14 protein-coding genes are annotated in these 18387 nt (G+C 74.9%); 6 read left to right on the top strand and 8 right to left on the bottom strand.

Annotated features, from left to right (window positions below):
* The first annotated feature begins 175 nt into the window (after positions 1-175).
* Positions 176-2164, top strand: coding sequence for a DUF1996 domain-containing protein (locus tag ACF07N_RS03490; RefSeq protein ID WP_392108775.1), 1989 nt, complete (start codon positions 176-178; stop codon positions 2162-2164).
* 285 nt (positions 2165-2449) lie between these two features.
* Here the strand turns inward: ACF07N_RS03490 and ACF07N_RS03495 are convergent, their stop codons facing one another.
* From ACF07N_RS03495 to ACF07N_RS03505, 3 genes are read right to left on the bottom strand one after another with little or no spacing between them, the layout of a single operon-like run.
* On the bottom strand, positions 2450-4711 hold the full coding sequence (locus ACF07N_RS03495; protein WP_392107763.1) for an MMPL family transporter: 2262 nt from the start codon (positions 4709-4711) through the stop codon (positions 2450-2452).
* A gap of 58 nt (positions 4712-4769) precedes the next feature.
* Positions 4770-5519 carry an EamA family transporter gene (locus ACF07N_RS03500; RefSeq protein WP_392107766.1) on the bottom strand — a complete coding sequence of 250 codons (750 nt, stop codon included), beginning with the start codon at positions 5517-5519 and terminating at the stop codon, positions 4770-4772.
* Positions 5520-5549: 30 nt separating this feature from the next.
* The gene (locus ACF07N_RS03505; protein ID WP_392107768.1) at positions 5550-5756 is read right to left on the bottom strand and encodes a hypothetical protein; all 207 of its coding nucleotides are present in this window, start codon (positions 5754-5756) and stop codon (positions 5550-5552) included.
* Positions 5757-6003: 247 nt separating this feature from the next.
* On the opposite strand from ACF07N_RS03505, the gene ACF07N_RS03510 reads away from it, so the two are divergent.
* Positions 6004-6969 carry an aldo/keto reductase gene (locus ACF07N_RS03510; protein WP_392107771.1) on the top strand — a complete coding sequence of 322 codons (966 nt, stop codon included), beginning with the start codon at positions 6004-6006 and terminating at the stop codon, positions 6967-6969.
* A 118-nt stretch (positions 6970-7087) separates the two neighbouring features.
* Entirely contained in the window at positions 7088-7270 is a 183-nt protein-coding gene (locus ACF07N_RS03515) for a hypothetical protein (protein ID WP_392107774.1), read from the top strand.
* 191 nt (positions 7271-7461) lie between these two features.
* Here the strand turns inward: ACF07N_RS03515 and ACF07N_RS03520 are convergent, their stop codons facing one another.
* The gene (locus ACF07N_RS03520; protein WP_392107776.1) at positions 7462-8190 is read right to left on the bottom strand and encodes an ankyrin repeat domain-containing protein; all 729 of its coding nucleotides are present in this window, start codon (positions 8188-8190) and stop codon (positions 7462-7464) included.
* Positions 8191-8374: 184 nt separating this feature from the next.
* Here ACF07N_RS03520 and ACF07N_RS03525 point away from each other — a divergent pair, with 184 nt between their 5' ends.
* Complete coding sequence (locus ACF07N_RS03525; protein WP_392107779.1) at positions 8375-10510, top strand: SpoIIE family protein phosphatase; 2136 nt, start codon at positions 8375-8377, stop codon at positions 10508-10510.
* Here ACF07N_RS03525 and ACF07N_RS03530 read toward each other — a convergent pair.
* Both ACF07N_RS03530 and ACF07N_RS03535 read right to left on the bottom strand, forming a co-directional pair.
* A complete protein-coding gene (locus ACF07N_RS03530; protein WP_383335465.1) occupies positions 10501-11193 on the bottom strand; it encodes a GAF and ANTAR domain-containing protein in 693 nt (230 codons plus the stop codon). The genes ACF07N_RS03525 and ACF07N_RS03530 overlap by 10 nt on opposite strands.
* Positions 11194-11290: 97 nt before the next feature.
* Positions 11291-13858 (bottom strand): SpoIIE family protein phosphatase, encoded by a 2568-nt coding sequence (locus ACF07N_RS03535; protein WP_392107782.1) that lies wholly within the window; start codon positions 13856-13858, stop codon positions 11291-11293.
* A gap of 149 nt (positions 13859-14007) precedes the next feature.
* On the opposite strand from ACF07N_RS03535, the gene ACF07N_RS03540 reads away from it, so the two are divergent.
* On the top strand, positions 14008-14604 hold the full coding sequence (locus ACF07N_RS03540; RefSeq protein WP_392107785.1) for a hypothetical protein: 597 nt from the start codon (positions 14008-14010) through the stop codon (positions 14602-14604).
* A gap of 195 nt (positions 14605-14799) precedes the next feature.
* On the opposite strand, the gene ACF07N_RS03545 is transcribed toward ACF07N_RS03540, so the two are convergent.
* Together ACF07N_RS03545 and ACF07N_RS03550 are read right to left on the bottom strand one after the other, a co-directional pair.
* On the bottom strand, positions 14800-15903 hold the full coding sequence (locus ACF07N_RS03545; RefSeq protein ID WP_392107788.1) for a GNAT family N-acetyltransferase: 1104 nt from the start codon (positions 15901-15903) through the stop codon (positions 14800-14802).
* Positions 15904-16001: 98 nt separating this feature from the next.
* Entirely contained in the window at positions 16002-16358 is a 357-nt protein-coding gene (locus ACF07N_RS03550) for a hypothetical protein (RefSeq protein WP_392107791.1), read from the bottom strand.
* Between the two features lie 544 nt (positions 16359-16902).
* On the opposite strand from ACF07N_RS03550, the gene ACF07N_RS03555 reads away from it, so the two are divergent.
* Complete coding sequence (locus ACF07N_RS03555) at positions 16903-18255, top strand: diacylglycerol/lipid kinase family protein (protein WP_383335470.1); 1353 nt, start codon at positions 16903-16905, stop codon at positions 18253-18255.
* Positions 18256-18387 lie beyond the last annotated feature (132 nt).

Here is an 18387-nt window from a genome sequence, read left to right on the forward strand (position 1 = left end):
CCGGGACGCCTGAACACACCGGTGCTCCCGTACGTATGGGGCGAGGGGATTTTCATGCCCGGCACGCCACAAGCGCAGGAGAGCACCCTTGGCACGCAATTCGCGAAGACGCCCTACCGGCAAACGACGCGCGACCTTCGCCGCGTTCGCGCTGATCCTGGGCGGAGGCGGCCTGATGGCCGCCAACGTCTACGCCTCGGCCACGGACGGCGGCTGGGACGGTGAGGCCGCCGAGACGCGGTCCGGCACGGGGGTTCCGGCCGGGGGTGCGACGATCGACTGCCCGGACGTCGGTACCGAGCTGACCTCGGTACCCGAACAGGCCAGGGCTGAGGTCGACAAGGAACTCGCCCTGCTGGACGAGCAGATCGCCCAGGCGTACCAGCGACTGACCGCTTCCGCCCAGCAGATCCAGCAGGACTCCGGCTTCGCCGAGAGCGCGATCGTGAACCCGCTGAAGGACAAGCGGGCGGCGACCCTGGAGCGCATCGCCATCGCCGTCGACCGCGTGGGCGACCGGCCCGAAGGGCTCGCCGCCCTCGCCGCCTGCACCCTGCGCGAGTCCGGCAACCAGCCGCCCGCCGAGGGCGAGGGCCAGGACGGCGGCGAGGAGCCCGGCCAGGACCAGGGCGAGGGACAGCAGAACGACCAGGAGCAGGGCCAGGGTCAGGGCGCGAACGGGGGACAGGCGGGCAACGGCCCCGTCGCCGCCGACTTCGCCGACATCAAGAACGTCCAGCCGAACGTCAGCACCCCCCGCCCGGAGGGGAACGCCTCGCGCGGCTCGTTCGCGACGAGTTGTGGTGTGAACGAGAACGGCCTGTTCAACTCGGACAACGTCATCGTCGCCCCGGGTGTGAGCAACGGAGCCCACCACTTCCACGACTACGTGGGCAACCAGGCCAACGACGCCTTCGCGAGCGACCAGGACCTCGCGAACGCCGGGACCAGCTGCGTCGACCAGGGCGACAAGTCCTCCTACTACTGGCCGGTGCTGCGCCTGCAGAACGGTACGCAGGAGCAGGACGCCCAGAAGCCGGGCGGCGGCATCGAGGGCAACGCCGGCGAGATCGTGACGCCGAAGCAGGTCACGCTGAACTTCGTGGGCAACCCGCGCGACAAGGTCACCGCCATGCCGCGGCTGCTGCGCATCATCACCGGCGACGCCAAGTCGTTCGTGAACGGCCCGGCCAACGCCAACGCCTCCTGGAGCTGCACCGGTTTCGAGGACCGGCAGCTGAAGGACAAGTACCCGCTGTGCCCGCAGGGCAGTGACGTGGTGCGCACGTTCAAGTTCCAGAGCTGCTGGGACGGCCGCAACATCGACAGCGCCAACCACCGTACGCACGTAGCGTTCGCGGACGCCGCCGGCGCCTGCCCGTCCGGCTTCCGTCCCATCCCGCAGCTCGTGCAGCGCATCGTCTACGACGTCGACGCGCCGAGCCTGGAGGACGGCGGCCGTACGACGCCCCTGTTCGCGGTGGACTCCTTCCCCGAGCAGCTGCACAAGCCGGTGACGGACCACGGCGACTTCATCAACGTCTTCGACGAGGGCCTGATGAAGGAGATGGTCGACTGCATCAACTCCGGCCGCACGTGCGGCGCCGGGGCGGGCCAGGGCGAGGAGCCGGGCCAGGGTGAGGAGCCCGGTCAGGGTGAGGAGCCGGGCCAGGGTGAGGAGCCCTCGCAGACCCCGGAAGCCCCGCAGGAGCAGCCCACGGCCACGCCGGACGCGCCGCAGGACGGCGACGGCGGCAAGGGCGAGGACGGCAAGGGCGACGGCGACGCGGGCAACGGCGACGGTGACGGCGGCAAGGGTGAGGCCGCCGAACCCCCGGCCGCCGGGAAGCCGACCGCCGCGCCGAAGCCCACCGACGGGTCCAAGGCCCCCGGCACCGCCGCACCGGAGGTACTCGCGACCTCCTCGCCCGACGGCGGCACGGGGGAGAAGAACGGAGCGGACACGGACGGGCTCGGCGAGTCCCAGGCCGTCGGCACGGCCACCAGCGCCGCCCCGACCCCGTCGGACCCGTCCCTGACCGAGCCGCAGGCGGTCGGTCAGGGCGGCCTCGCCGACACCGGCGCGCAGCTCTGGCCCGCCGCGGCCGGCGCCGTGCTGGTCCTCGCGGGCTTCGTGGTCCTGCGCCGCGTGAGACGAGGCTGATCGACCGCACCCCGGCCTGACCGGCGAACGGCGGCGGGACCCCCTGTCCGGGTCCCGCCGCCGTCGCGCGTGCGCGTGAGGCGGGCCGTGCCCGCACGATCCGGTGGCGGCACCGGCACCCTTCGGCGACCGCCGAAGCGCGCACGTCCTGGCGTGATCGCATGAACTTCATCGTTGATCGGAGCGCGGGTGGGCCGCCGCTTCAGTCCGGCCGTCCTGCGCACCCTCATCGTGTCGGTCGGCACGCTGGCCCTCGTGCACCTGGTGCTGCGCTGACCTGGACCGCTACGACGCCGGCCGGCCTGCCGCCGGCGTCGCGTCGCCCTCGGCGTCGATGTGCGGCAGCACCCGGTCCAGCCATCTCGGCGTCCACCAGGCGTGCCGCCCGAGCAGGGTCATCACGGCCGGAACCATCAGCAGGCGCACCACCGTCGCGTCGATGAGCACGCTGACGGCCAGCCCCAGCCCCAGCATCTTGACCACGATGTTGTCGCTGACGATGAACGCCGCGAACACGCTCACCATGATCAGGGCCGCGCAGGTGATGACCCGGGCGGTGATCTCCAAGGCGTGCGCCACCGAGGCCTTGGCGTCCCCCGTGCGCCGCCACGCCTCGTGGACGCGGGACAGCAGGAAGATCTCGTAGTCCATGCTGAGCCCGAAGACGATCGCGAACATCATCATCGGCACGTAACTCTCGATGGGGACCGTCCCGTTGACGCCCAGCGCGGGACCGCCCCAGCCCCACTGGAACACGGCGACGAGCACCCCGTACGAGGCGGCGATCGACAGGACGTTCAGGACGGCCGCCTTCACCGCGACGAGCACGCCCCGGAACACCGCCAGGATGATCAGGAAGGCCAGCGCCACCACCACGGCGATGATCAGGGGCAGCCGGGAGGCGACGATGTCGCGGAAGTCCACCTGGGCCGCCGTCGTGCCCGTGACGTATCCCTTGGCGTCCGTGCCCCGGACGGCGTCCGGGAGGGTGTCGTCGACCAGCCGGTCGGCCAGGTCCGTGGTCGTGGCGCTCTGCGGCGACTGCGACGAGTACACCGTCCCGACCAGGACGTCACCGTCCTGGGTGGGCGTCAGCGGGGTGACGACGGCGGCCCCTTCGACCTTGTCGAGCGTCTGCTGCGCGGTCGAGGCCAGGGACGAACGCTGGGACTGCGGTACGCCGCTCTGGTCGATGACGACGGTGAGCGGGCCGTTGGACCCGGGCCCGAACGCGTCCGTCATCAGGTCGTAGGCCCGCCGGTCGGTGAAGGACGCCGGGTCGGCGCCGTCGCCGATGTGGCCCAGCTGGATCGACAGCACCGGGATGGCGAGCACCACGACCACCGCGACGCCCGCCGACAGGAACCACACCGGCCTGCGCTCCACCCGCTGCGCGTACCGGTGCCAGGTGCCCTGCGGTGTCCCGCCCGCCCCGGCCTCCGTCTCGGCCACGGGACGGCGCACGTGGTAGCGGTCGATGCGCCGGCCGATGAGCCCGAGCAGGGCGGGGACCAGCGTGAGCGCCCCGGCGACGGCCGAGACGACGGTCACCGCGGCGGCCAGTCCGAGCAGGCCGATGAAGGAGACCCCGGAGGTCGACAGGCCGGCCAGCGCGATGATCACCGTGCAGCCGGAGACGAGGACGGCGTGACCGCTGGTGGCCGCTGCCTGCCCGGCGGCCCGTACGGGGTCCGCCCCGTCCATGAGGTTCTGCCGGTGACGGGTGATCATGAACAGGGCGTAGTCGATCCCGACGCCGAGTCCGATCATCGTGGCCAGGGTGGGCGAGACCGTCGCGAAGGTGAAGGCGGCGGCCAGCAGACCGAGGATGGCCAGACCGCCGACGACGCTGATGAGCGCGGTGAGCAAGGGGGCGCAGGCGGCGATCACACTGCCGAAGCCGACCAGCAGCACGATGACGGCCACCGCGAACCCGATCAGCTCGCTCACCCGGTCGTCGGCGGCCGGCCGGGCGAGCTCGCCGAGCGGCCCGCCGTACTCCACCTCAGCTCCCGCCGACCGCAGCGGCCGTACGGCGTCGTCCACGCCGTTCAGGTAGGCGTCGCCGAGCGTCGAGGGCTGCACGTCGAAGCGGACGGTGATGTAAGCCGTCTTCTGATCGCCGGACAGCGGCCCGACGTTCTGCTGCGACTGCCCCGGGGAGGAGCCCTGCGCGGACAGCGGGTTCTGGGCCGACAGGACGTGCGGCAGCTTCTCCAGGTCGGCGACCGCGGTGGAGACCTGTGAACTCAGCGCGGTCAGGGGCCGCGCGTCGTCGTGCAGCACGATCTGGCTGCTGTAGCCGCCGGCCTGAGGGTCGTGCTTCTCGAGCACGTCCAGGCCCTTCTGGGACTGCGCCTGGGGCAGGGAGAAGTTGTCGGAGTACTCGCCGCCGAAGGTCCGGCTGAGGACCTGCAGTGCCACCAGGGCCACCAGCCACGCCACGATGACGACCACGAAGTGGCGGGCGCACCACTCGCCGAGCCCGCGCAGCAGGCCCGGCCGCGTGCTCGTGCTGTCCTGTGCGCCACTGCGGATGTGCGGCATGGAGCGGTCTCCCGTGTCGGCTGAGGCGTCCGGTGCCGCTCATTACATGCGTGCCGGTTCACTCCGGCGCGGACTCCACGCCCCCGGGTGCGGCCGTTCGCCCGAAAGGTGGCTGCCGGGCCTGCGCCGCGGACCGCGCCGGCCGCTCCCGGTCCGCCACACCGCTCCCGGCGGGCCGCCGCAGCGCTCCGGACCCCACAGCCACCCCCAGCCCGACCAGCACGCTGCCCGCCGCCTGGGCCATGCCGTAGGAGCCCGTGCCCACCAGGGGCGCGGTACCCGCCGCCGCCACCGGGATGAGACCCGAGAACAGCGTGGCGCGCTCGGCGCCGATCCGCTGCATGCCCATGTACCAGCACACGAACCCGACCACGGTGACGACCACCGCCTGCCACAGCAGCGCTCCGGTCTCGACGGCGTCCGGACGCCGCAGCCACCCGCTTCCGTCGGCCAGGACACCGGCCGCGGCCGACTCCAGCGCCGCGAGCGCGCACACCGTCGCGGACAGCAGCCGGGGTCCGAGGGGCCGCAGCACCGGGACGGCGAGCACGGCGAACCCGACCTCGCCCGCCAGCGCGCATCCGGAGAAGGCCAGGCCCGCCCCGTCCGTGCGGCCCCAGCCCTGGACGACCCAGGCGCCGGCCGCCACGAGCAGCGCCCCGTACAGCACCGGGCGGTGCGGCGAGCGCCCGTCCAGCAGCGGTACGAGCACGGCGACGACCACCGGGGCGCAGCCCACGAACACGCCCGGCACGGCCGGTTCCGCGGTGCGCTCGGCCGCGAGCACGGCCAGGTTGAACCCGACCATGCCGACCGCCGCGAGCAGGGCGAGACGGACTCACTGACGGGGTGTCAGCGCCCTCAGCCGGGCCGGCGCGCCCCGCCCCGCGAGCGGGAAGAGCAGCACACAGGCCAGTCCGTAGCGCAGAAACTGGCCGCCCGCGTACGGATAGGCGCCGAGGACGCTGTTGGCGGTGAAGGACCCTCCGACGAGGACACAGGCGAGCGCGGCGAGCAGGGCTCCGCGCGTGGCGGTGGCGTTCATGCGGTCGACGCTAGGCAGCCGGGCGGTCCCGTAAGAGGTCCACTTCCCCGCCCGTTCGGCGGACCAATCCGCGCGGGGCACGGCCCGCCGCGGCCGCGGAACGCGCCGGCCCGGACGTCCGCCCGGTGTGCGCCGGCCGTCGCATGCGGCGCGCGGACATGCCGGTGACCCCGGGCGGGTGATCGCCTAGGGTCGGCGCAGCCGGCGGCACGGGCCGCCGGGGGACCACGTGCCGTGGAGGTGCACCGTGCGCTATCGGAAACTGGGACGCAGCGGACTGTCCGTGTCGGAGATCGGCTACGGCGCCTGGGGCATCGGCGAGTCCGCGTGGGTCGGCGCCACCGAGGACGAGTCCGTGCGCGCCCTGCACCGGGCCCTGGACCTCGGCGTGAACTTCATCGACACCGCACGGGGCTACGGGGAGAGCGAGCGCATCGTCGGCCGGGTGGTCCGGGAACGGGCCGGCGACGAGATCCTCGTGGCCACCAAGGTGCCGCCGCTGAACGGGCTGTGGCCCGCGCCGGACGGGATCGATCCGGCCGAGGCGTTCCCCGGCGAGCACATCCGCGCCAGCCTGGAGACCAGCCTGCGCGCGAGCGGGCTCGACCACTTCGACGTCGTGCAGTTCCACGTGTGGAGCGACGAGTGGACCGGCCGCGGCGACTGGCTGGAGACGGTCGAGGCCCTGAAGCGCGAGGGCAAGATCCGGCTCTTCGGCGTCTCGATCAACGACCACGAGCCGGACAACGCCCTGCGGCTGGTGCGCAGCGGCACGGTGGACACCGTCCAGGTCATCTACAACATCTTCGACCAGGCCCCCGCCGAGCGGCTGTTCCCCGCGTGCCGGGAGCACGGCGTGGGCGTCATCGTGCGCGTCGCCCTCGACGAGGGCGGGCTGACCGGACGCGTCACGGCCGGGTCGACGTTCCCCGAGGGCGACTTCCGCACCCGCTACTTCCGCGACGACCGGCCCGCCGAGGTCGAGCGACGGGCCGCGGCGATCTGCGCCGACCTCGGCATCGAGACCGAGGAACTGGCCGGGACCGCGCTCCGCTTCGTCCTCAGCGCACCCGCCGTGTCGACGGTCATCCCCGGCATGCGCAGCGTCCGCAACGTCGAGCGCAACACCGCCGTGAGCGACGGACGCCTGCTCGGCCCCGACCGCCTGGCGGTCCTCGCCCGGCACCGCTGGCAGCGCAACTTCTACGGCTGAGCGGCATCCGCCTGCGAGGCCGTGACGCGCCCTCGGGAACCAAGAGCGCGTCCCGCACGTCCACCCTTTGCCCAGCAAGGGCCGATCGGCCGGCGGACCGGCGGAGAGGGGAATCGCCATGGACGAGGCGACGTCGCAGCAGGGGACCGAGCCGGAGGCCGCAGCGCGCCGGGCCCGCTTCGGGGCGCTCCCGGAACCCGTGCGCGTGGAGGACATGGTCGAGGAGAGCCCGGCCGGCGTCCTCGACCCGGCGCGCACGGCGTACAACCAGGACGAGTGGCTCGTTCGCTACTGCCTGTGACATCCGAACGGTGACCGCCCACGCCGGACGGTCACCGGGCCGGGAGGGCTGCCCCCCCCCGGGCGACCGCGGGCCGGCCGGCCGCCGGCCCGTGCCGCACGCCCGGGCGCGGCACGACGAGGAGGCAGCGGTGACGGACGCGCGGGACGCCGCCGTCGCTCGGGGCGGCCCAGGAGAACCGGAGCCGCCTCTTACGCCCCGCTCCGCGCCCCCAGCTCCCGCAGCCACCGCACCACGTCCCCGGCGTCCTGCCTCAGGGCGGCGTCGAGGGGCGTGAGGCCGTCGTGGCCGCGCCGGTGGGCGTCGCCGCCGCGGCCGTGGAGGTACTGCGCGGTGGCCGGCTGCCCGCCGTGGCAGGCGCCCCACAAGGCGCTGGTGACGTCGGCGTGTGACGGCGGCTCGCCGGACTCGACGTACGCCCGGACCCGGTCGAGCAGTCCGAGCGTCGCGGCGTCCTGCAGCGTCGTACGGGCACCGTGCCCGACCAGCCGGCGCGCCGCCCGCCACTGGCCGAACGCGAGTGCGTCGGCGAGCGGGGTGCCCCCGGCGATCACCGCCCCGGGAGCCTCCAGGTCGGCCCCGGCGGCCACCAGCGCGTCCAGGACCGGCACGTCGTTGCTGGAGGCGGCCCAGTGCAGCGGAGTCTCCTCGTGCGCCCCGCCGAAACGGGCGTCGGGATCGGCGCCCGCCGCGACCAGCACGGCCACCACCTCGGGGCCGCGGGGCCGATGGCCGGGCCAGTCGGCCGCGATGTGCAGCAGACTGCGCGCGCCCGGGCCGTCCTCCCCCCGCTCGGTGATGCGCGCTGTGGCCAGCCCGGGATGGCCGGTGAGCAGCCGCCGGAGCCGCGGCAGGTCCCCGGTCCGGATCGCGTCCGTGACGGCGACGGCCACCGGGTCCTGCGATGTCAGCGTCTGCAAGGCCGTCCTCCCGCTCGGCGTCCAGGGTTGCCGATTCTGCCGGAAGGGGCCCCGCAGGGGGTCCGTTTCCGGCAGGAGGGGGCCGAGAGGCGTCCGCCCGGGCCGCACCGGCTCGGGGAACCGCCCGACGACATGCCCCCGGGCCCCGTGAGGCGTAGCGTCCCGGTAAGAGCGGGAGGACACGATGTCCGGGAGCAACGAGCCACCCACGGGCGCCGGGTCGCTGGACGACGCCCTCGGCGCGGCCCTGGCCGACACCGTGCGCGGGACCGGCGCCTCGACCGGCGGGCTGTACCTGATCGAGGACGCCGAGCCGGTGCTGCGCCTGGTGGCGCTGTGCGGCCTGCCCCTGGCGTTCTCGTCCCCTTGGCGGCGGCTGCCGCTCACCGCGCCGGTCCCCGTCGCCGACGCCATCCGCGACGACCGGCTGGTCCGGATCGCGAGCCAGGACGAGATGGCCCGCCGCTACCCCCGGATCGCCGCCGTCCTGCCCTACCCGTTCGCCCTGACCGCGGTCCCCGTGACCGGCCTCCGGCGCTCCTGGGGCGCCCTCGTCCTGATGTGGCCCGCCATGCGCCCCCGTCCGCTCACGCCGCGCGAGAGCGACCACATCACCTTCGTCGCCCGCCGCATGGCCCGCCTGCTCGACGACGCCACCCGGCCGCCCTTCCTCCCCGAGCAGCCGCGTGTCGTGCCCGTGGAGGCCGCATACCACCCCGTGCAGACCGGGCTGGCCGCCGCCGACTACCTCGAACGCCTCCCCGAGGGCGCCCTCGCCCTCGACCTGGAGGGCCGGATCGTCTTCGCCACGGCCACCGCGGCCCGCCTGCTCGGCCGCAGCGCCGACCGGCTGCTCGGCACCCGCCCCTGGCAGTCCCTGCCCTGGCTCGACGACCCGGTGTACGAGGACCACTACCGCACCGCGGTCGTCAGCCGCTCCCCGGTCTCCTTCAGCGCGATCCGCCCGCCGGACCTGCGGCTCACCTTCCAGCTCCACCCGGACGCCAGCGGCATCAGCGTCCGTGTCCTCCCCGGCGGGGAACCCGCCGACGGCCCGCCCGCGTCCGCCGACGCACGCCCCGCCCGGGCGGCACCGACCGGGCGCCTCTACCAGTTGGTGCACCTGGCCGCCGCGCTCACCGAGACGGTCACGGTGCGCGACCTCGTCGCCCTGATCGCCCATCAGATCCTGCCCGCCTTCGGCGCCCAGGGACTCGTGCTGTCCTCCGCGGAGGCCGGCCGGCTGAAGATCACCGGCTCCCACGGCTATCCCGCCGACGTCATCGAGCGGCTCGACGCCCTGTCCCTGGACACCGACCTCACCCCCGCGGGGCAGGTCGTCGCCAGCGGTACCCCCGCCTTCTTCGCCCACCCGGCCGAGATGACCGCCAGCTACCCCCGGGCCCCCCGCATCAGCGGCAAACAGGCCTGGGCGTTCCTCCCGCTGATCATCTCCGGCCGCCCGGTGGGCTGCTGCATCCTGTCCTACGACCGCCCGCACGCGTTCACCGCCGACGAACGCGCCGTCCTGACCTCACTGTCCGGCCTGATCGCCCAGGCCCTCGACCGCGCCCGCCTCTACGACGCCCAGCACCGCCTCGTCGACGAACTGCAGCGCGCCCTGCTGCCCCGGGCCCTGCCCCGGCTGCCCGGCCTCGACGTCGCCGCCCGCTCCATGCCCGCCGGCCACGGCATCGAGGTCGGCGGGGACTTCTTCGACGTCCTGCGGCTGAACGACACCACCGCGGCCGCCGTCGTCGGCGACGTCGAGGGCCACAGCGTCGCCGCGGCCGCCCTGATGGGCCAGGTCCGCATCGCCGTCCACGCCCACGCCACCGCCGGCGCCACGCCCGAGGAGGTCCTCGTCCGCACCAACCGGCTGCTCGCCGACCTCGACTCCGACCTGCTCGTCTCCTGCCTCTACGCCCACCTCGACCTCGCCCGCCACCAGGTCTCCTTCGCCAGCGCCGGACACGTCCCGCCGCTGCTGCGCCCCACGGGCCGCCCGGGTGGCGTCCTGGAGGTCGAACCCGGCCCGCTGCTGGGCGTCGGCACCGCCGCCCGCTACCCGGTCACCACCGCGCCCCTGCTCCCGGGCACCACCCTCGCCCTCTACACCGACGGCCTGGTCGAATTGCCCGGCACGGACGCCACGCACACCACGGCCCGCCTCGCCGCACACCTCGACGGCGCCGACGACCAGGACCTGGAACGCCTCATCGACCGGCTCGTCCGCCACACCGCCCCCTCGGGCCGGCACATCGACGACATCACCGTGCTCCTGCTGCGCACCACCCGCACGCCGGACGGTCAGCGCTGACGGGACGGGTTCTCCTGCACGCGCCGCGCCACGTCCCGCAGCTTGACGTTGTGTTCCTGGGAGAGCCGCCGGAGCACGCCGAACGCCTCGTCCTCGCCCAGCCGGTGACGCTCCATGAGGATCCCCATGGCCTCGCCTATGGCGTGCCGGGTCTCCAGGGCGTGTTCGAGCTGGTCGACGGTACGGGCGGTGGCCAGCGCCACGGCGGCGTGCGAGGCGAGCAGCCAGCCCGCGGTCTCGATGTCCTCGCCGAACGCCCCGGGGCGGCGGGAGTAGAGGTTCAGCGCGCCGAAGTCCTGCCGGTCGGTGTAGAGCAGCACCCCCGTCATGCTGCCGATGCCGAGGTCGCGGGCCGCCCGGCTGAACCGCGGCCACGACGGCTGCGGCACGGTCATGTCGGCGATGCGGAACAACCGCTCACCGTCCACGCGGCGGGCGGCGTCGAAGCACGGCCCCTCGCCCAGTTCGCCCTGCAGCCGGTCGGACTCCTCGACCATGTCCCCGAAGACGGCCAGCGTCACGGCCTTGCCCTTGGACACCGTCAGGATGCCCGCCGCGTCACAGCCCTCGACCAGCTTCACCGCGGACGCGGCGATCTTGTCCAGGGTCGCCTGCACCGAGTCCTGCGCCAGCAGGTCCCGGGCGAGCACGGCCATCTGCTCGGCGTACCGCTGCCAGTCCACCGCCCACCACCGCCTCGCTCGCCGTCCCGCCCACCGTACTCCCCGCCGCCCGTCCCGGCGGCCCGCGGGCTCCGGGGGACCGTGAGCGGGGCCCGGGTCAGCGGTACGCCGTGAGCAGCAGCGCCACGTCGTCCGGCCGCTCCCGGGCGCGCCGGGCCGTCCCCACCAGCCGGTCGGCGAGCTGCTCCACCGGGTCCGCCGGGGTGTCGGCCAGGCACCGGCGGACCCGGTCGATACCCGTCTCGATGTCGCTCCCCGGCCGCTCCACGAGCCCGTCGGTGTACAGCACGAGGACGCTGCCCGGGTCCAGGGTGAGCGCGGTGACGGGATACACCGCGTCGGGCTGCACGCCCAGCATCACGCCGCCCGCGAGATCCAGGGTCTCGGCGTGCCCGTCGGGGTGGCGCAGCAACGGCGGCGGATGGCCCGCCCGGACCGCGTAGGCCCGTCCCGTCCGCGGATCCAGCTCGATGTAGCAGCAGGTGGCGAAGGCGTCGGCCTCCAGCTCGGACAGCAGCCGGTTGGTGTGCGTGACGACCTCCTGCGGCGGGCGCTCGCTGGCCGCGAAGGCGTGCACGGCACTGCGCAACTGCCCCATCACGGCGGCCGCTCCGACGCTGTGACCCTCGACGTCCCCGATGACCAGAGCCACCCCGCGCCCCGTGGTGATCACGTCGTACCAGTCGCCGCCGATGGCCATGCCCTGCGTGCCGGGCAGGTACCGGCCCGCCGTGCGCAGCCCCTCCACCGCGGGCAGCCGGTGCGGCAGCAGGCCCTCCTGGAGACCGCGGGCGACGGCGGACTCCGCGTCGTACAGGCGCGCCCGCTCCAGGGCCTGTGCGGCGAGACCGCTCAGCGCGGTGAGGGCCGAGCGTTCGTCGGCCGTGAAGCGGTGCGGGGTGTCCCAGCCGAGGATGCAGGAGCCGACGGGATGGCCGGAGGCGATCAGCGGCAGGAACGACCAGGCGCTCATCCGGTCCAGGGTGATGCCCGGGTAGGCCTTGGAGAGGTCCTCGGGCGACTCGAAGAACAGGGGCAGCCGCGTGGTCAGCGCGTGCACGCCCGGCAGCCGCGTGTCGAGGCCGATGCCCTCGAACTGGGTGAGGAAGCCCTCCGGGTAGCCCGACTCCCACAGCAGGTACATGCGCCCCTCGCGCACGGTGTACAGGGCCAGCTCCCGCACGCCGAACGCGGGCAGCAGCTGCTCCGACACCGCCCGGCACACGTCCCGCACGGTCACCGCCTCCGTGAGCACGCTCGCCATCTGCACCACGTGGTAGAGCGCCCCCGCCCGCGCCTCGGCCACCGGTCCCGGCGGCGCCACGGCCACGCCCTGCGGTACGGCGCCCGGTCCGGACTCCTCCTCGCCGGCCGGCTCGTCACCGGGCGGCCGCACCGCCGGGTACACCCGGCCGGTCAGGCCGTGCACGTCCGGGTACAGCACGAAGCTCAGCCGGTTCCCGGCCGGATGCCGGACGAGGAAGGACACCTGCTCCTGCGACAGCATCGCCGCGCGGTAGCGGTCCTCGTACGCCGGGTCCCGGAGCCAGGTGATCACCTCCCACGGGTAACGGCCCAGCAGCTCCTCCCGGCCACAGCCCAGCAGTTCCTCGCTGCGCCGGTTGAGGTAGGTCAGCCGGCCGTCCTGGTCCAGGGAGAAGAGCGCGTCGGGCAGCCGCTCGGCGGCCTCGGCCGCGGTGAGCCCGACGGTGGCGTCGACGAGGGCGCAGACCAGGATCCGCCGGGAGTCGTCGGCTCCCCGCACCAGGTGTCCCCACAGTTCGACGGGGCGGTAGCCGATCTCGCCGGTGCCGGCGGAGTCGTCCCGCGCCCGGAAGTGCCGGGACCTCACCCGGCCGTGGGCGAGTGCGTCGCTCCGGCTCGCCCGCAGTTCGTGCAGGTCGTCCGGGCTGACCCGGGCCTCGATCTCCGCGATGGTGCCGCCGAACCCGGCGCGGCCGATGCCCAGCAGGGCCAGGGCGTCGTCGTCCGCGGCGCACCGGTCGGTGTCCAGGTCCCAGTCGAGCAGCCCGACCCGGACGGGATGGACGGCGGGCGTGGGCAGCCGCACGGTGACGGGCTCGTCGTCGTACGCGATCCCGCCCGCGGGGGACGCCGGGGCGGACCGGCCGGCGGTCAGACGTCCCAGACGGTCGGCCAGCCGCCGCCGCGCGGGCCGCAGCGCTCGGCCCACCGCCTCCGCGTCCATCGGTGCCCGGGCCGCCGAGCGCAGGACGACCAGCACGCCCACGGTCTCGTCACCGGCCCGGAGGGGCTGATAGGCGGAGCCGAACGAGTAGGGCAGTCCGGCGGTGAAGTGCGGGAAGCGCACCATGGTGGCGCGCTCGTCGGGCAGCCACAGCGTCTCGTCGCGCCGGTAGGCCTCCGCCATGGGCACGGCGCCGCCGACCGGTACCCGCCACCAGCTCTTGAGCAGCGACCTCGGCACGCCGGTGACCATCGCCAGCACGAGCGAGCGCCGGTCGGGGGAGCGCAGGTAGATCAGCCCGCCGTAGCCGTCGAGGTCCCGGACGGCCTCGACCAGCGGGGTGGTCAGCGTGTCCTCGATCCACCCCGTCTCGCCGGTGCGGCCCCGGCCGGCACCGCCGCCGTCCCGGCGCCCGGACGACCCGGGCCCGTCGGGTACGGCGGTTGCCTCATCCATCTCGCGTCCTCCCGGTACGGACGCACCGGACACCCATCACTCCCCACCAGGATGTGCCATGGTCGGCGCTCCGGCGCGGCAAGCGCAACCTTTCGGCCAAGCCGGTCGTCTCACCCGGTATCACCCGCACACACGCCTCGGGGGCGGCCATGGCAGGAATACGAATCAGCAGAGCATGCGCGACGCTCGCGCTCGCGGGCGCCGTGGTGGGCGCGGCGGCGGTCCCGGCCGGCGCCGCGCCGGAGGCGGGCCTGCGGGCCACGACGCAGGTCACGACGTGTCCGACCGGCTGGGGGAGCCTCCCCAAGACCGCCGTCGGCACCGCGCAGGCGTCGCTGGCGAACGTCAGGACCGGCCGGCACGCCTGCTTCGACCGGATGGTCGTGGACGTGCCCGGCGCGGGCACCGGGACCGGCTTCACCGTCCAGTACGTCGACCGGCTGTACCAGGACGGCTCCGGCCGGCACATCCCGGTGGCCGGCGGCGCGGTCCTGGAGGTCCGCGTGACCGCACCCGCCTACGACTCGGAGACCGGTGCCCCCACGTATCCCGGCCGGGTGGCGCGTCCGCTGCCGGGGGTCGACCTCACCGGCTACCGCACCTTCCGGGACACCCGGTTCGCCGGCAGCTTCGAGGGCGACACCCAGATCGGCCTCGGCGTCCGCGCCCGGCTGCCCTTCCGGGTGCTGCGGCTCGACGACCGCGTCATCGTGGACGTCGCCCACAGCTGGACCGCCACGCGCTGACCCACCCCGCGCCCGGCTCCCCGGAGCCGGGCGCACCCACGCACGGCCCGGCCGGTTGCCCGTGACCGGGCGCGCCCACGCACGGCGCCGGCCGGTGCCTCGTGCCTCTGCCCGCTGTGCGGGCCCTCACCCGGCGGTCGGGAAGCCCCCGCGCGCAGGGGCGCCCCGGCCCGGCCGGGCCGGGGCGCCGGGGCCTCAGCGGTCGCGGAGCCGTCCCAGTTCCTCCAGGCCGCGCGCCGCCGCGTTCGCCAGGCGCGGGCGGTTGCGCACGAAGCGCCGGGCGGCACGGGCCGGTTCCCGGCCCAGCCAGTGGACGGCGCCGCCCGGCACCGGCCGTACCACGGCTCCCTCGTAGACCCGCAGATCACGGGTCTTGAGCGAGTCCTTGTAGCGGGCGGGCCCGCTGCCCAGGTCGACGGTCCCGATCCCGTCGGCCGCCGCGGCCCGCAGCATCCGCAAGTGCAGCACCAGCCCGGGTGAGTACTTGGCGTAGGCGCGGTCGTACGCCGGGAACCACCAGGACAGCACCGTGCGCGACCGCAGCCCGAAGTGCGCGGCGACGGGCCGGTCCGCGGCGTACAGCACGGACAGCACACCGCGGCACTCCGGCTCCTCGCTCTCGCCCAGCAGCCCCACCAGCCGCGTGATCCACTCCTGCGCGAACCGGTCCCGCCGGCCCGTGCGCCGGTACTGCGCCGACTTCCACTCCATCAGCGCCCGCAGGGCCCCGGGATCCCGGGCGTCGTACACGAACCGCACCGCGCCCACCCGCCTGGCCAGCCGGCGTTCCTTGGCGAGGGTCTGTCTGAGGAAACCGGGCGAGGTCGCCCGCAGCCGCTCCGCGTACCGCTCGAAGCCCTCGCCGATGTCGACCACGGGGGAGGCGAGTTCCTCGGCGGCGTGCGCGGCGAACGCGTCCTGACCGGCTTCCAGGTTGTCGAACTCCCAGGACGACAGCCCGCAGGCCCGTAACAGCCGCCGGGCGTCGAGACGGATCCCCGGCCGCAGCACGGCCCCCTGACTGTCCGACACCCCGAGCCCGATGGCCCGGCCCCGCCCCAGACGGCCCCTCTCGTACGGGAAGTACCCGACGGGTGTGCCGTCCTCGTGCAGCACCGCCACTCTGGCTCCCGGCCTGACCCGCCCCACGGCCGCGGTGAACCGCGGGTCGAGGAAGGGGTTCGCCGGGGCTCCCGACTCCGTGCGGATCTCCCGCCACATCTTCAGGTCGTCCGGGCCCAGTTCGTCCGGCCGCAGAACGAGAACGCGCTTTCCGGGCAACTCTGCCTCCTGTGTCATCGGGCATGGGGACACGCGAAGGCCCGCACCTCACCGTGTCGGGAACACCCGGCGGTACGCGGGCCGCACGGCGCAGGCCTCGCTCGGTACCGCCGTTCTCAGCAGCGGAACGCCCGCAGTTCGACGGCGTCGGGCACCGCCGCGTCCGGCACCGGGCACCGCCCCGTGACCGCCGCGAGTCCGCTCCCGCCCCGGTCGGCCCGGGGGGCTGCGGCCGTCACGGCTGCCGCCCCGGCCGCCCCCGCGGGCCGCGGGGTGCGGGCGACGGACCGCCGGACCGAGGGGTCCTCCTCGCACGGGCACGGCTCCCCGGCCGCTTCGGCCTCATCGCCGGGCGACGCGTCCGGCCGCTCGGTGTCCGCCGCCGTGAAGGTGACGGGCACGCGTCCGTCACCGGCCGGCCCCGGCAGGATCAGGTGCAGCATCAGCAGGCAGGCCAGAAGTCCCGCTCCCACCGCCCACCGTCGCCGCGCCATCGGACCCCTGACCCGCGTAGAGGGGGAGCAGGCAGTGACCACGGCCCTCGGGGCCGGCACCGGACCACGCCCCCCGACACGGCCGGCTGCGCCTTCCAGTAGGCCGAGCCCGTCGCGCCCCGTCAACCCCCGGTGGGCCGATTCGTCCCACGCGCCGGCCGGCTCGGGAACGCGCGACGGAAAGCGCTGCCCCCGGAAGGAGGGCCGGCCGCCGGTGCTCAGCACCTCACCGGGCTTCGGCGCGCGGATGCCGGCCGGCTCGTCGAAGGCGCCGGTCAAGGGGGGCGCGCCTCAGGCGCCGGCGAGGAGGGGGACGGCGTGCCCCGGTGCGCGGGGCCGCGCTCCGGGAGCCGCGTACGCTACCGATGGCTCCGCCCCGGGGGATCTTCGCGTCTGACGTGCCCGTCGGCGGGGGAGCCATCTGGGCGGCGGTGGCCGGGCCCGGCCGTCGGCGGGCACGATGGTCACGGCCGGGCGCGGCGGGGACGACCGGTCCGCGCCGGCCTTCGAGCGGAGGAACGAGATGGGATCGGCGATGAGCGAACGGCACCACCGCCGCCAGCGATGGGCCGCCAGGGGAGCCCTGGCCGCGGCCGCCTCGGCGGCGCTGCTGCCCCTCGTCTCCGGCGGCCTGCGGGGGCTGCTGCTGCTCGTGGCCGCGCTGGCGGGCCTCGCCCTGACGGCGGCCGCCCTGTGGTGGGTGCTCTCCCGGCGCGGAGCGGTCCGCATGGCCGCCGCCACCCTGGCCCTGGTCGCGCCCGTCGCCACCATCACCCTCTTCGCCACCGCCAACCTGCTCTGGGTGGTCTTCCTGTCGCTGCTGCTGTGGTGCGCGGCGGTCTGGAGCGGCCGCTACGCGCTGCGCAGCACGGGCCTGAGGCCGGTGCGGGTCAAGGAGTACCGCACCCCGCCGCCGCGGCGCCCCTTCCTGCTGCTCAATCCGCGTTCGGGCGGCGGCAAGGTCGAGCGGTTCCAGCTGAAGGAGAAGGCCGAGGCGCTGGGCGCCCGGGTGGTCCTGCTCGACCCGGACCGGCGCCAGGACGTCACCGCCCTCGCCCGGGCGGCGGTGGCCGACGGGGCCGACCTGCTCGGTGTGGCGGGCGGCGACGGCACCCAGGCGCTGGTCGCCGCCGTCGCGGCCGAGCACGGTCTGCCGTTCCTCGTGATCGCGGCGGGCACCCGCAACCACTTCGCCATGGACCTGGGCCTGGACCGGGACGACCCGGCCGCCTGCCTCGACGCCCTCACCGACGGTGTGGAACTCCGCGTCGACCTCGGCTTCGCCGACGACCGCCCCTTCGTCAACAACGCCTCCTTCGGCGTGTACGGGGCCGTCGTCCAGAGCCCCGGCTACCGCGAGGACAAGGTGGGCGCGGCGCTGGAGCGGCTTCCCGAGCTGCTCACCCGGCAGAGCGGTCCGCGTCTGACCGCGGTCGCCGACGGCACCGCCATCGCCGACCCGCAGGCGATCCTGGTCAGCAACAACGCCTACCGCATGGACGACCCGTTCGGGTTCGGCCGTCGCGAGCGGCTCAACTCCGGGCGGCTGGGCGTCCTCGCCGTCCGCGTCGACAGCGCCGTCGAGGCCGCCGAACTCCTGCTGTCCCCGCGGCCCGAGGGGCTCACCGTGCTCACCGCCCAGCACGTCGTCGTCCAGGCCGACGAACCGCTGCTGGAGGTCGGCCTCGACGGTGAGGCGCTCACCATGGCCGCTCCCGTGCACTGCCGCATCGCCCGGCGCGCCCTGCGCGTGCGGGTGCCGCGCGACCGGCCCGGGGTCCCCGAGGCGCCCCCGCGGCTGGACTGGCGCCGGCTGCGCAAACTGGCCGCCGCGGTCGGCCGCACCGCCGCGCCCGGCCGCTCCCGCCAAGGCTGAACACCCGCACGGGCCCGCGTGCGCCGAGTCCCCCGCGCCGTCGGTGCGGGGGACTCGGCGCGTCGTCGGTACGGGGAACCGGCGCGTCGTCGGTACGGGGAACCGGCGCGTCGTCGGTACGGGGAACCGGCG

The sequence above is a fragment of the Streptomyces sp. NPDC015242 genome (genome assembly GCF_043079125.1).
GTDB lineage: Bacteria > Actinomycetota > Actinomycetes > Streptomycetales > Streptomycetaceae > Streptomyces.

What these genes read in the sequence shown, in the direction of transcription:
- ACF07N_RS03545 (WP_392107788.1), bottom strand. Translation starts at nt 15,903, where the DNA reads ATGACACAGGAGGCAGAGTTGCCCGGAAAGCGCGTTCTCGTTCTGCGG.
- ACF07N_RS03525 (WP_392107779.1), top strand. Translation starts at nt 8,375, where the DNA reads ATGTCCGGGAGCAACGAGCCACCCACGGGCGCCGGGTCGCTGGACGAC.
- ACF07N_RS03540 (WP_392107785.1), top strand. Translation starts at nt 14,008, where the DNA reads ATGGCAGGAATACGAATCAGCAGAGCATGCGCGACGCTCGCGCTCGCG.
- ACF07N_RS03500 (WP_392107766.1), bottom strand. Translation starts at nt 5,519, where the DNA reads ATGGTCGGGTTCAACCTGGCCGTGCTCGCGGCCGAGCGCACCGCGGAA.
- ACF07N_RS03505 (WP_392107768.1), bottom strand. Translation starts at nt 5,756, where the DNA reads ATGAACGCCACCGCCACGCGCGGAGCCCTGCTCGCCGCGCTCGCCTGT.
- ACF07N_RS03555 (WP_383335470.1), top strand. Translation starts at nt 16,903, where the DNA reads ATGGGATCGGCGATGAGCGAACGGCACCACCGCCGCCAGCGATGGGCC.
- ACF07N_RS03535 (WP_392107782.1), bottom strand. Translation starts at nt 13,858, where the DNA reads ATGGATGAGGCAACCGCCGTACCCGACGGGCCCGGGTCGTCCGGGCGC.
- ACF07N_RS03490 (WP_392108775.1), top strand. Translation starts at nt 176, where the DNA reads ATGGCCGCCAACGTCTACGCCTCGGCCACGGACGGCGGCTGGGACGGT.
- ACF07N_RS03495 (WP_392107763.1), bottom strand. Translation starts at nt 4,711, where the DNA reads ATGCCGCACATCCGCAGTGGCGCACAGGACAGCACGAGCACGCGGCCG.
- ACF07N_RS03515 (WP_392107774.1), top strand. Translation starts at nt 7,088, where the DNA reads ATGGACGAGGCGACGTCGCAGCAGGGGACCGAGCCGGAGGCCGCAGCG.